Raw genomic sequence first — 11,820 nt, 5'->3', positions numbered from 1 at the left:
GTCTAGATCTGGTGGGTCCAGGCGACGAAGAGCAACGCACCGGCCAGCGCCATCAGCAGGGCGGTCGGGATCAGCCAGAGCGGACCCCGCTCCCCGTCGAGACGTCGGGTCAGCCGCTGGTGCACGGCCGCGATGCCGATCAGCGCGGCCAGCCCGGCGGCGGACAACGGCAGGCCGACGAGGAAGTGCGCCAGCCACGCGCCGGCCCGGGTCGGACCACCCCAAGAATGGTTGTACGGCCCGGAGTCCACCACGCCGTACAGCACGCCGCGTAGCACCATCAGCAGTTCGACGCCGAGCGGGAGCAGGGCCACGGCTCCGAGGAGCAGGCTGAGCAGCGCGTGGCCGAGCACCGCGAGCGGGCCGGGTCGCCGGCTGGGCGTGGCGGTCGGTGCGGCCCCGAGCAGACCGGTGCGCAGGGCCCGCCAACGGGCGGCGGCCGCACCGGCCCCGCCCACCGGGGCCGTCATCAGCGCGAGCAGGGCGACCGGGATCAGCGTCGCGCAGTAGGCGAGGCTACGGCCCGCCCGGCGACCCATCCGGTACGGCAGCGAGCGCCCGGTCGACTGGGCGGCGGAATTGGCGGGGGTGGCGGTAACGGCTGGCACGGCGTCTCCTCGGTTCGGGTCACCGTGACCGTACGAGCGCGGCCCGCCGTGCCGAGTCACCCCGGAGAGCCATCCCCGCGCTGGCTCCGAGGGGTGAGACACCCGCCGGGGTACGCCGACAGGGGCGGCCCGCCGAAGCGGACCGCCCCTGTCAGTTGCGCGTTACGTCAGATCCGGCTGCCGGTGGCGGCGTGGAAGACGTGGCTGCGACCGGCACTCGGCCGGACGAACACGGTGTCACCCATGTTCGGCATGTTGCGCCGGTCGGTGCGGACGACGAAGCGCTCCGAGTTGCCACCCAGAGCGGCGTGGCCGTAGACGTTGGCGTCCGAGCCGAGGTCCTCGACGAGCTCGACCACGACCGGCATGCCGCCCTCGGTCGGGCTGACCAGGTCGCAGTCCTCCGGGCGGAAGCCCACGGTGACCTTGCCGTCGCCACCCTCGGCGCGGGCCGCCTCGACCTGCTCCCGGGTCAGCGGGATGTGCAGCTCGGCGAACTCGGCGCCCTTCTCGTTCAGCGGAACGGTCTTGATGTTCATGGCGGGAGAGCCCATGAAGCCGGCGACGAACACGTTGGCCGGGGTGTCGTAGAGCGCCCGCGGGGTGTCCACCTGCTGCAGGACACCGTCGAGCAGCACCGCGACCCGGTGACCCATGGTCATGGCCTCGACCTGGTCGTGCGTGACGTAGACCGTGGTGACGCCCAGCTTGGCCTGCAGGGACGCGATCTGGGTACGGGTCTGCACACGCAGCTTGGCGTCGAGGTTCGACAGCGGCTCGTCCATGAGGAAGACCTGCGGCTCGCGGACGATCGCCCGGCCCATCGCGACACGCTGACGCTGACCACCGGAGAGCGCCTTCGGCTTGCGGCTGAGGTATTCCTCCAGCTGGAGCAGCCCAGCCGCCTCCTTGACCCGCCGGTCGATCTCCGACTTCGAGGTCTTACGCAGCTTGAGGGCGAACGCCATGTTCTCGTACACCGTCATGTGCGGGTAGAGCGCGTAGTTCTGGAAGACCATCGCGATGTCGCGGGCCTTCGGAGGAAGGTGGGTCACGTCACGCTGGTCGATGTAGATCGAGCCGGCGTCCACGTCCTCCAGGCCGGCGAGCATCCGCAGGCTGGTGGACTTGCCACAACCGGAGGGGCCGACCAGGACGAGGAACTCGCCGTCGCCGATCTCGAGGTCCAGCTCGTTGACGGCGGGACGCTCTTGGCCCGGGTAGACCCGGGACGCCTTGGAATAAGTGACCGTAGCCATGGTGAAGCGCTTCCTTTCACCGGCAGGAACGTGCCGGACGATCCGAGTGAAGGAGCGACCGGCACGTGTCCGTGCCGGTCAGCGGACGGCGACTCGATCGCGGGGGCGCCGAGTTGGTCGTCCGTGTGACTGAACCGTAAACGGGTTTCCCCGCGCTGCCAAGGCGGGGGACCGCCTAACCTGGCCCACGGCCTACTCATTCCGGGCACTCGGGCACGCTCAGACATCAATCGGCGCCCCACCGACGCGGCGCGCGTCGGGTTGTTGACGTTTCCCGTGCTCGGGAGGCCTCGCGAGCGGGATATCCGGACGTCACTCGCTATGCTGACGTCGACGCACGCGCCCCTGTAGCTCAGCTGGCCAGAGCACTCGCCTTGTAAGCGAGATGTCGCCGGTTCGATCCCGGCCGGGGGCTCCATATCCACCAGGCTTTTCCCGATCGGCTCTGCCGCGAGTCGACCGGCTGACAGCATCTCCTTCGGTCCGATGGAGATCAGTTGGTCGAGCGGACGATTGCGTGCTCGATGAGTGCGACGGTGGCCCGGGGGTCGGCGACTTCGACGATGAGCCGGGCGTAGCGTTCGTCGCGTAGTTCGATGACGATGGCCTTCGCCGCGTCGCGGACGTCCCAGAAAATGCGCTCGCCGTCGATGCGAAAGGTGCCGGCGGTGATGACGCCGGGCACATGCGCGCCGGGCGAGCGGATGCCCTTCGGTTCCTTGATTACGCCGGGGTCGTCGGTAGCGCCACGGACGTTGACCATTGGGATCTCCAGGCGGCTCTTGAGCGCCCAGAGCTTGTCGAGTCCTTCGATTTCGACGACCAGAGTGTCGCGGTGGATGCTTACCTGAGCCATGGGAGTTCCTTAGCGTCGGGTTTGGTGAAGGTGGTTGAAGAGAGCGATGCCGGCACCGCTGAGGTCGGCGCTGGTCCGGGACCGCAGGCGCAGGCCGAGGATCGTGGCGACGAGCGTGTAGGCCAGTTCAGATGGTGCGTCGCCGCCGATCGCCGCCCCACGCAGGGCGAGATCCACGGCGGCGTCGCAGCCCCGCAAAGTGCGGGCGATCTCATCGGCCACCTCGGGATCCACCGGGGCGCGTTCGACCGCAGCCATCAGCAGCAGGTCCAGCTCGGAATTTGCGTCGTCAGCCACGAGCGTGTCCCGCAACATCTGTGCCGGATCAGGCGCCGTGCTCACCTTGGTGAGCAGAGGCCGGACCTGATGCTCCAAGTGCCAGCGCAGGGCGGCAAGGTAAAGCCCCCGCTTGCTGCCGAAGACTTTGTACAGACTGTTGCGGTGCACGCCGAGGTGTGAGACAAGGTCGTCGACGGAGATGCCGTCGTAGGCTCGGCCTGCGAAAAGGCCCGCCGCCGTCTTGATCACCTCGGCCTCGTCGAATGCTCTCGGTCGGCCCATGGCAGTACCGTAATTTCAAAAGGAACGTCCAGTCAAGAACAATCGTTCCTGAATCCTGGATGGCGGTCAGCCGGACGGCAGCAGCGTTGGCAGCACGAGCCCTGGCGGCGCGGCCAGGATCTTTCGTACCTGGTCGACGGACAGCCCTTTGCCAACCTCGTAGCGAGGGTGCGCGAGCATGAGAAAGACCGGGGCAGCGGGAGGGTCGACAGCAACACGCGGGGTACTCGCCCCTTCGGCACAGGGACGACTGGCAGCACGATGACCGGCGGCCGTCTGCCTGGGGCTGGCGCGACGCATTCCGACGGGGAGGCGGGGCGTCAGCCACCCGACCGAGTCACTCCAGCCAACCGGAGACCACTATGCATGGGAGCCGGCGTCTACTGCGGCGCCTCGATGCCGTCGATGCGTGCATCACGATCAACCGCACCGTTGCGGACACCTTCAGGTTCTATCGAGACTTCACGAACATGCCGCGTTTCCTGGGCGACGTGATGGCTGTGGAGCAGATCGGGCCGGAGACCTCGCGGTGGACGATTCAGGGCCCGCTGGGTATGCACATCAGGTGGACGGTGCGGCTGACCGAGGAGCGCGCGAACGAGCTGATTCGCTACGAGACGGTGGCAGCGACCGGTCTGAGCACCTGCTGGGAGGTCTTCTTCCGGCCTGGACCTGAGGCTGGGCAGACGGAGGTTCGTGAGGTGATGACGACGCCCTTCGGCAGGCTGGGCCGCACCGGTCTCGCGCTGATCGGGAAACCCCCGGCCGACGAGGTGCAGTCAAATCTGCAAAGGCTGAAGGAGTTGCTGGAAGAGGGAAAGGTGACGTACGACAGGCACGCCGTGGCCGGAAAATTTCCGGCGTAACGGTCATCTGGATGGTGCCGGCATGTGGTGGACCACGACGTACCCGGGAAGCGCGCGACCGGACGACGAGTGCCCGGCGGTAGCCTGGGGCCCGGTTAGCGAGCGGAGCGGGACGGGGGCCGATGAGTCGCGCGGTGGAGGAGTCGAACCGGGCGATGCTGCGTGCCCGGGACGCCATGGACCGGGCGTACGCCGAGCCTTTGGACATCCCCGCGCTGGCCCGGATCGCGCACGTCTCCGAGGCGCACTTCATCCGTACCTTCCGGGCCACGTTCGGTGAGACCCCGCACCGCTACCTGCAACGCCGCCGTGTGGAGCGGGCGATGTCGTTGCTGGTGGAGACCGCCCGGGACGTGACCGACATCTGCTACGCCGTCGGCTTCGGCAGTCTGGGTACGTTCAGCCGGACATTTCGGCAGATCGTCGGGGAGTCGCCCTCGGATTTCCGCCGTCACCGCGTCGCGCCGACCAATGTGCCGTCGTGCTTCACCAAAGCCTGGACGCGACCCAGCAGTTTTGGATAAGCAGCAGGTCACGCCGCCCTCTACCGTTGTCGGCATGACGATGAACGCGATCAGCCGCTCCCAGATCTACGTCCTCGACCAGGACGAGGCGCTCGATTTCTACGTGAACAAGCTCGGCATGGAGGTCAACACCGACCAGGATCTCGGCTTCATGCGGTGGCTGACGGTCAACCTGCCCGGCGACCCGGAGCGGGAGATCCTGCTGGAGAAGCCGGGCGCACCGGCGCTGGACCCGGCCACCGCCGAGCAGGTCCGCGAGCTGCTCACCAAGGGTGCCCTGGGTGGATACCTCTTCATGACCACCGACGACGCCCACAAGACGCACGAGGATCTCGTGGCGAAGGGCGTCGAGATCACCGACGAGCCGACGGAGCGTCCGTACGGGATCGACTTCGGCATCCGGGACCCGTTCGGCAACCGGATCCGCATCGGCCAGATGTTCCCGCGGACGGCGTAAGGGAGCCGACGACGAGCCAGGCCCGGACTACCTGGTGTGCGTGGCGGTGGCCCGCAGCAGCAGTTTGACCAGCGCTTGCGTGGTCGGCGGCGGCGGCCCGTCGGCCGGACAGTCGACGTACCCGGTTTCGATGCTGCCCACGGTGAGCCGGTAGCGGAACGCGTCCGCGCAGACGGTCGGGCTGGTCGGCTGCCGCGCCTCGACGGCCAGCCGGGGGTCCGCGGCCAGTCCCGTCAGGCGGCCGAGATCGGCGGGGGTGAGCCGGCCGTCGCGCCGGCTGCCGGCCTGGTCCACCGCGGTCCACTTACCGTCCGGCTCGACGGTCACGGCGTCACCGCGGCCGGTGAAGCCGCCGGAGGTTCGCAACATCACCCGGGCGGCCACGCCTCCGGTCTTCGGGGCGACGGTGGCGATGATGGTCGGCTGCGGGATGCCGGTGGTCGCGCCGGCCGGTCCGGTGGCGGTGCCGGCTGGTCCCGTGGACGTGGTGACCTGAGGCTGGTCCGAGGTGATCGGGGCTCGGTCGACGCTGGTGCAGCCGGTCAGCGACGCGACCAGGAGTGCGATCGTGACGGCGGCCGTCGATGCGGGTCTCATGTCCGTCGGACGCTCGGCCCGGTCCGCCGGTTCCACTGCCACGCCCACGGTTCACCCCTCGCCGGTGGCCGTCCCGCTCGCGCCGTTATGGTCGCCGCATGGGTGGGCGACGCCGAGGGACCAGATCGGCGGCCCAGGACGGTTGGCGCGGGAGGGAGCGGACGTGTCGGACGCGAAGTTGACCGTCGAGGTGGCCGGACCGGTCGCGACCGTGGTGATCCACAACCCGGCTCGGCGCAATGCGATGACCGCCGCCATGTGGCGTCAGCTCCCCGAGCTGCTCGATCGGCTGGAGCCCGACCCCGACGTACGGGCGTTGGTGCTCACCGGCGCGGGCGACGCCTTCTGCGCAGGTGCGGATCTCGGTGATCTGGCGGAGCTGTTGGACGCCGGTGACACCAGCATCGCGGTGGCCGCCGAGGAACGGCTGGCCCGCTTCGCCAAGCCGACCGTCGCGGCGATCCGGGGTGCCTGCGTCGGTGGTGGAGCTCAACTCGCCGTCGCCTGCGACCTGCGGATCGCCGCGGACGACGCCCGTTTCGGCGTACCTCCGGCCCGGCTCGGACTGGTCTACCCGGCGCCGACGACCCGTCGGCTGGCCCGGCTGATCGGCCCGTCCGCCGCCAAGCATCTGCTGTTCACCGCGGAGCTGATCGATGTCGAGCGCGCCCTGCGGATCGGTCTGGTCGACGAGGTGCTGCCGTCCGGTCGGCTCGCCGCGCGGGTGGACGAACTGACGGCAACGATTGCCCAGCGGTCGTCGCTGAGCGTCGCCGCCGCCAAGGAAATCATCGACGACCGGGCCGGGCCTGCCCGGATCGCCTGGTGGCACCGAAAAGTGGTGATCACCGGCGAGGCCCGGGAAGGGGTCGCGGCGATCGCCGAACGGCGTACGCCCCACTTCGCCTGGCAGCGCCCGGTCGGCGACTGACCATCTTCGACCGTCGCCGCCGCTGGGTGCCTTCTGCGCCTTCACTGTGACCCGACCGGGCGGTGGCGTCGGCGCAGCAAGCATTGCGGTACCTCGATCCGGGGTGGTTCACGCCGGGTCGGTAGGGCAGGCTGTCGGTCATGCAGCGTGATCGGTTGCTTGCGGGCCGCTACCGGCTCCTGGAGCGCCTTGGCAGTGGCGGCATGTCGAGGGTGCACCGGGCGTACGACGAGGTGCTCGAACGGGATGTCGCGGTGAAGGTGCTGGTCGCCTCGGACGCCAACGCTCGGCAGCGGATCCGGGCCGAGGCCAAGGCCGCTGCGCGCTTGTCGCACCCGCATGTCACAAGCGTGTACGACTACGGCGAGTCGTCGCTGGACGGTTCCCCGGTCCCGTTCGTGGTGATGGAGTTGCTCGGCGGTCACACTCTCGAACAACGGCTGGCGGCCGGGCCGTTGCCGCCCCGCGCGGGTTTGCGGGTCTGCGCCGAGGTGGCTGCCGCCCTCGCGGCCGCGCACGCCGAAGACCTGGTGCACCGCGACATCAAGCCGGGAAATGTGATGCTCGCCCCCACCGGTGCCAAGGTGCTCGACTTCGGCATCGCGGCGGTCGCCGGTGCGTCCGAAGTCGACTTCGAGGGACGGCTGCTGGGCACCCCTGCCTATCTCGCCCCGGAACGGCTGGAGGCCGGCGAGGTGTTGCCGGCCAGCGACGTGTATGCCCTCGGCCTGCTCCTGTACCGGGTGCTCACCGGTCGGTTGCCGTGGCACGCCGAGGCGCAGACCGACATGTCCCGCGCTCACACGCATGGCGAGCCGCAGCCGCTGCCCCGGATCGACGGCGTACCGCCCGAGGTCCACCGGCTCTACCGCTGGTGCCTGTCCCCCGAACCCGCCGACCGGCCACCGGCCGCCGAGGCGGCCCGCATCCTGCTCGCCGCCTCCGGCGCAACGGCTGCCGTCAGCGGTGCCACCGCCGGGCCGGCCGCCCCAGTTGCAGGACCAGCGGCAGCCGACGCGAACCAGACCGACGCGAACCAGAGCGACGTGGGCCAGAGCGACGTGGGCCAGAGCGACGCGGGCCAGGCCGACGCGGCGGCCGTAGGGCCGACGCGCGGTACGGAGGCGGGGCCGACCTCGCAGCGGGGGCAGTGGCGTCGGCGGCGGGTCATGCTGACGGTCGGCGGCGCGGTGATCGCTGTCGTGGCGATGGCCGGGTCGCTCGGCGACTCAGCCAATCGCCGACCGGTGCAGGGGGCGCCGTCGACCCGTATCGGGCCGGATGACGCCACCACGGTGGGGCTGCCGGGCACGGCCACGTCGCTCGCTGCGGTCGACTCCGCACCGCCCGCTGCGCCGTCGGCCAGGTACACCTCGGTTAACCCGCAGAGCGGCCCTCGGACCGCTCCGAGTGATCCGGCTGCCGCGAGCCCAACCGCTGACGCCCCGGGACCGACCCCGACCAGGGGCGCGCCGACGCCCTCTCCTTCCTCGGGCGTACGGGTGGACGCGCGGGGCGGGACGATCACCGTTCGCTGCGTCGGAAAGTCGGCCGAGGTGCTCGCGGTGACGCTCGCGCCCGGCTTTCTGGCCGAGGCGTACGACCCCGGCCCCGCGAAGCAGGTCCAGGTCGAGTTGACCTCGGTCGAGCACCGCAGTGAGTTCCGGGTGCACTGCCCGAACGGGCGTCCGATGCCGAAGGTCAAGGAACGTGCCGGCTGACCGGGGCCGGTGGTTGACCTTGCGCGATCACGGTAGGTCGGGGCGGGAGAGAGGGGCAACGTATTTCGATCGACCGCCCGGCGGTTCCGGACGGCGCTGACGGCGGGTCCGGGGAGCGACGACCGTCGAGCGCCGGGCGTTGGTCAGCGGCCGGTTCAGCCGCAGCGCCATCCGCGCGGTGAGTTCGCTGTCCAGCAGGGGCCGGTTGACCTCGCCGGCGACCGCGAGTGCCGGCCCGGACACCGACCGCCAGATCGCGGCCAGCCCGGCGCCGAGGCCCACCAGGGCGACGGTGGCCCGGGTGGTGGGTGATCCGGCGGCCGCGGCGGCGCTCACCCCGACCACCGCGAAGAGCACCAACAGCAGGGGTACGAGCACCGGCCAGAAGATGCCCCGTGCCGCCTGCGCCACCAGTCGCCGGTCCCGGATGATCAGATTTCTGGCGATCACCGCGTAGTCCTCCTCGTCGAGCAGGTCGCGCGGGTGCAGGCCGCCGGTCAGCACGTCCCGCCAGAGGTCACCCTGGCCACGCAGTGCCCGGCTCAGCTCGGCGGGCGCCGGCTCGGTCGGGTCCCCGTGGCCGGCCCGTTCGACCGCGGTCGCCCAGGTGGCCAGCGACCGGCGCACCACCGCAGCCGAGTACGGCGGCAGCACGCTGGCCAACTCGTCCAGCCACCGGCTGATCTGGATCTGCCGGCCGCCGAACTGTCGCAGCAACTGGGCGGAGTCACCGGCTCGGACGGTGTCGGCCACTGATCGGCCCAGCCGGTAGGCCAGCCCGACCCGGTGGTTGGTGGCCATCGCCCAGCGCAGCACCTCCACGTTGAGTTCGTCGAGGGCGAGCAGCAGCGGCACCGGGTCGGCGGGGTCGGGCTGGGCCAGGTCGGGCAGCAGCGCCCGGGCGGCAGACGTGTCCGGCACCGGCCCGGTGTGCCGGGTGAGTTCGGCGATCTGAGCCAGGGCGACGTCCACGCCGTCGAGGTACATCCGCATCCGCCGGTGGGGGGACATCTCGGTGAGGTTGGAGAGCTTGGCTGGCGGTACGGCTGGTCGCGCCTCGACCGGGACGCCGAGTTCGGCGTGCTGCCCGTGGTGATAGGCGTCCGCCATCCACCAGCCCAGCCGCAGCGCCGTGACGATGCAGGCGCGTTCGTCGCGGATCAGTGGGTACGCGTCGTCGCGGCCGATCTCGCCGATTGGTGGAGCGTTCTCCGCGCCGGCGCGGTGCAGTGGTGACATCCCCCGCTGCCCTCCCGCCCGGCCGATCGACGGTTGATCAATCAAGCGTACGGCGCGTACCGATGCTTATGTTGTGTTTTGTCGGTTTGAACGGCCGCGACCGGCCAGCAGCCCACGCGGCCGGATCGAGCGCACCGGCTCGGCCGCGCCGCCCTCGGCGCGCAGGATGTGGTTCGCGGCGATGATCCCCGTCGCCGCGGAGCGTTCCATCAGCGCGCTCGGAAAGTCCGTGGTGATGCCGTCGCCGGCCAGGTAGAGGCCGGTCGCGTCGGTGCATACCCCCGGTCGCCAGGCGTGGCTGCCCGGCGTGAACGCCGGCGCCTGCGCCTGGACGCGGGCCCGCAGCTCGCGGACCCGCAGGTCGCCGACCTCCGGCCAGAGCGCGACCAACTCGCGGCGCATCCGCTCGGCCAGCTCCTCGGCCGGCACGCCGGGATCGCAGGCGTACGCGTGCAGCTCGATGACCGATCCACCGGTCTGCCGAGCCCAACGCCGCGGCTCGTTCTCCAACCGGTGGTAGAGCGTCACCGAGTCCAGAGTGGGCTGCCGGGACACGCCGTTGAACACCGCCCGCTCGGCGCCCACGTCTCCGTCGCACCAGTACCGCGCCACCGCGTACGGCGGGCCGGGAACGCCGAAGGCCGGCATCCGTGCCGCCAGCTCGGGTGCCTGCTCGGCCAGGTCGTGGGAGGCCGCGACCAGAGCGGCGAGTGCCGGCGGATCCACGGCAAGCACGACGTGGCCCGCCGGGTGGCTGCCGCCGTCGGCGGTCGTCACCCGCCACCCGTCGGCGTCGCGGTGCACCCCGGTCGCGGCGGAGCCGGTGCGCACCCGGCCGCCGTGCTTCTCCACGTGCCGGGTCAACGGCTCCCAGATCGCCGTCGCGTAGTCCTCGTCCGGGCAGTCGAACGCCAACCCCTCCGGGTTGCCGAGCAAATAGAAATGGAACTGGGCGACCATCTCCGCGGCCGACATCTCCGCCTCGTGGTTGAAGAACGAGTGCGAGAAGACCTCGAACAGCATCGCCCGCGCCCGGTCCGGCAGCCGCAGCGACGCCAACAGCTCGTCGGCGGTGGTGTCGTCCAGCTCGGCGTAGGTCCGCACCGGGTCGTAGCTGAGCAACGGCAACGCGGCGTCGCGGTCCATCAGTCGCAGGTCGGAAAGGCGCAGGCTGGGGCTGCGCAACAGCAGCGCCAGCAGGTTCGCCGGTGGGGCGGGCGGCAGCCTGCCGAACTCCTCGGTCGGCCACTGTGCACTGAGGATCGGGTACCCCGCAATGGGCCTGAGGAAGCCCAGGTCAGGATCGACCCGGCGGAGGATCGACCGCCAGTTGTAGTACTGCCGGAAGAACGCGTGGAAGCCGTGCTCGTTCTGCTGGTGCCCATCGGCGAGCGCCTCCGGCCAGGCACCCAGTCGGCCGCCGAGCGTCGGCGCAGCCTCCAGCACCGTGACCGTCACACCCCGCTCGGCCAGCACCACCGCCGCCGACATGCCGGCGATGCCGCCACCCACCACCACCGCCGCGGTCGGTCGCGGCACGCGGTCGGCGCCACCGCCGCCCGGGTCCACCTCATGTCGGCGTACGCCGATGAGTCGACCCGCCACTTGCGACAGCGCCATGGGCACCAGTCTGCCGCACCTGCGGCTCAGTCGGGCGGTAAGCAGCGGCGGGGGCGGTCCGAGGCGGGCCAGACGTACTCCAGGTCCCCGGGCACGTCGTCACCGAAGATGGGGCGGTAGTGCGTGGGGTCCTTGCGCAGCAGCGACGAGCGGTGGCTCAGGTGCAGGTCGTCGCGCCCCAGCCACGGTGGCAGCTCACCAGCCTGGGCCAGCTCGTCCTGGGTCCGTACGACGCCGGCCCCGCAGGCGGCGGCGAGGTCGACGGTCATCGTGGTGGCGCAGGTGTCCGCCCGCCCCGGTTCGGTCCAGACCGCGCACATGTCCAGCCCGTAGCGGGTGAGCGCCTCCTCGTAACCAGCCCACATCTTCACCGCCGGATGATTGCGCCAGCCGTACCCGGGTCGGGTGAGCCCGCGCAGCACCTGGATGGCCTCCACCCGCTGCTTGCCCAGCCGCTTCTGGTCCAGCGTGCGGGCGCTGGCCAGGAAGTCCGGGTACGGGAGGAACGTCTGCATGCCGCTGCTCTACCCGTCGCCCGGGCGGGCATGCCTGGCGCTGGGATGATCCGGACGGGGTCGCCC

At 70.8% G+C, this 11,820-nt stretch carries 13 protein-coding genes and 1 tRNA gene; 6 read left to right on the top strand and 8 right to left on the bottom strand.

The features are described from left to right. Window positions 1-2 precede the first annotated feature (2 nt). Window positions 3-608, bottom strand: a complete 606-nt coding sequence (locus JOD64_RS12400) for a hypothetical protein (protein WP_204942371.1) — start codon at window positions 606-608, stop codon at window positions 3-5. A 167-nt stretch (window positions 609-775) separates the two neighbouring features. Further along, on the bottom strand, window positions 776-1,867 hold the full coding sequence (locus tag JOD64_RS12395) for an ABC transporter ATP-binding protein (RefSeq protein WP_204942370.1): 1,092 nt from the start codon (window positions 1,865-1,867) through the stop codon (window positions 776-778). A gap of 341 nt (window positions 1,868-2,208) precedes the next feature. Between JOD64_RS12395 and JOD64_RS12390 the strand changes: the two genes are divergently transcribed. Further along, window positions 2,209-2,285, top strand: a tRNA-Thr gene (locus JOD64_RS12390). Between the two features lie 75 nt (window positions 2,286-2,360). Here JOD64_RS12390 and JOD64_RS12385 read toward each other — a convergent pair. Both JOD64_RS12385 and JOD64_RS12380 read right to left on the bottom strand, forming a co-directional pair. Beyond that, entirely contained in the window at window positions 2,361-2,723 is a 363-nt protein-coding gene (locus tag JOD64_RS12385; protein ID WP_204942369.1) for a hypothetical protein, read from the bottom strand. Between the two features lie 9 nt (window positions 2,724-2,732). Next, window positions 2,733-3,251 carry a TetR/AcrR family transcriptional regulator gene (locus JOD64_RS12380; protein ID WP_307813352.1) on the bottom strand — a complete coding sequence of 173 codons (519 nt, stop codon included), beginning with the start codon at window positions 3,249-3,251 and terminating at the stop codon, window positions 2,733-2,735. Between the two features lie 395 nt (window positions 3,252-3,646). Here JOD64_RS12380 and JOD64_RS12375 point away from each other — a divergent pair, with 395 nt between their 5' ends. The 3 genes from JOD64_RS12375 (at window position 3,647) to JOD64_RS12365 (ending at window position 5,131) form a co-directional block, all read left to right on the top strand. Next, window positions 3,647-4,150, top strand: a complete 504-nt coding sequence (locus tag JOD64_RS12375; protein WP_204942367.1) for an SRPBCC family protein — start codon at window positions 3,647-3,649, stop codon at window positions 4,148-4,150. Window positions 4,151-4,272: 122 nt separating this feature from the next. Then, entirely contained in the window at window positions 4,273-4,674 is a 402-nt protein-coding gene (locus JOD64_RS12370) for a helix-turn-helix domain-containing protein (protein WP_204942366.1), read from the top strand. A 34-nt stretch (window positions 4,675-4,708) separates the two neighbouring features. Next, window positions 4,709-5,131 (top strand): VOC family protein, encoded by a 423-nt coding sequence (locus JOD64_RS12365; protein WP_204942365.1) that lies wholly within the window; start codon window positions 4,709-4,711, stop codon window positions 5,129-5,131. Window positions 5,132-5,158: 27 nt separating this feature from the next. Here JOD64_RS12365 and JOD64_RS12360 read toward each other — a convergent pair whose 3' ends face one another. After that, on the bottom strand, window positions 5,159-5,728 hold the full coding sequence (locus tag JOD64_RS12360) for a hypothetical protein (protein ID WP_204942364.1): 570 nt from the start codon (window positions 5,726-5,728) through the stop codon (window positions 5,159-5,161). A gap of 163 nt (window positions 5,729-5,891) precedes the next feature. Between JOD64_RS12360 and JOD64_RS12355 the strand changes: the two genes are divergently transcribed. Continuing rightward, window positions 5,892-6,659, top strand: coding sequence for an enoyl-CoA hydratase/isomerase family protein (locus tag JOD64_RS12355; protein WP_204942363.1), 768 nt, complete (start codon window positions 5,892-5,894; stop codon window positions 6,657-6,659). Between the two features lie 140 nt (window positions 6,660-6,799). Further along, window positions 6,800-8,380 (top strand): serine/threonine-protein kinase, encoded by a 1,581-nt coding sequence (locus JOD64_RS12350; protein ID WP_204942362.1) that lies wholly within the window; start codon window positions 6,800-6,802, stop codon window positions 8,378-8,380. Between the two features lie 27 nt (window positions 8,381-8,407). On the opposite strand, the gene JOD64_RS12345 is transcribed toward JOD64_RS12350, so the two are convergent. The 3 genes from JOD64_RS12345 to JOD64_RS12335 form a co-directional block, all read right to left on the bottom strand. Then, entirely contained in the window at window positions 8,408-9,619 is a 1,212-nt protein-coding gene (locus JOD64_RS12345) for a hypothetical protein (protein ID WP_204942361.1), read from the bottom strand. Between the two features lie 66 nt (window positions 9,620-9,685). Beyond that, a complete protein-coding gene (locus JOD64_RS12340) occupies window positions 9,686-11,239 on the bottom strand; it encodes an FAD-dependent oxidoreductase (RefSeq protein WP_204942360.1) in 1,554 nt (517 codons plus the stop codon). A 26-nt stretch (window positions 11,240-11,265) separates the two neighbouring features. Continuing rightward, complete coding sequence (locus JOD64_RS12335; protein ID WP_204942359.1) at window positions 11,266-11,754, bottom strand: MSMEG_6728 family protein; 489 nt, start codon at window positions 11,752-11,754, stop codon at window positions 11,266-11,268. Between the last annotated feature and the right edge of the window lie 66 nt (window positions 11,755-11,820).

This window comes from Micromonospora luteifusca (assembly GCF_016907275.1).
Lineage (GTDB): Bacteria > Actinomycetota > Actinomycetes > Mycobacteriales > Micromonosporaceae > Micromonospora > Micromonospora luteifusca.
This window is presented reverse-complemented; position numbering and strand designations above follow the sequence as displayed.

Excerpts from the sequence above, each read along its gene's own strand:
- JOD64_RS12395 (WP_204942370.1), bottom strand. The coding sequence starts at position 1,867 with ATGGCTACGGTCACTTATTCCAAGGCGTCCCGGGTCTACCCGGGCCAA.
- JOD64_RS12385 (WP_204942369.1), bottom strand. The coding sequence starts at position 2,723 with ATGGCTCAGGTAAGCATCCACCGCGACACTCTGGTCGTCGAAATCGAA.
- JOD64_RS12375 (WP_204942367.1), top strand. The coding sequence starts at position 3,647 with ATGCATGGGAGCCGGCGTCTACTGCGGCGCCTCGATGCCGTCGATGCG.
- JOD64_RS12370 (WP_204942366.1), top strand. The coding sequence starts at position 4,273 with ATGAGTCGCGCGGTGGAGGAGTCGAACCGGGCGATGCTGCGTGCCCGG.
- JOD64_RS12365 (WP_204942365.1), top strand. The coding sequence starts at position 4,709 with ATGACGATGAACGCGATCAGCCGCTCCCAGATCTACGTCCTCGACCAG.
- JOD64_RS12360 (WP_204942364.1), bottom strand. The coding sequence starts at position 5,728 with ATGAGACCCGCATCGACGGCCGCCGTCACGATCGCACTCCTGGTCGCG.
- JOD64_RS12350 (WP_204942362.1), top strand. The coding sequence starts at position 6,800 with ATGCAGCGTGATCGGTTGCTTGCGGGCCGCTACCGGCTCCTGGAGCGC.
- JOD64_RS12345 (WP_204942361.1), bottom strand. The coding sequence starts at position 9,619 with ATGTCACCACTGCACCGCGCCGGCGCGGAGAACGCTCCACCAATCGGC.
- JOD64_RS12340 (WP_204942360.1), bottom strand. The coding sequence starts at position 11,239 with ATGGCGCTGTCGCAAGTGGCGGGTCGACTCATCGGCGTACGCCGACAT.
- JOD64_RS12335 (WP_204942359.1), bottom strand. The coding sequence starts at position 11,754 with ATGCAGACGTTCCTCCCGTACCCGGACTTCCTGGCCAGCGCCCGCACG.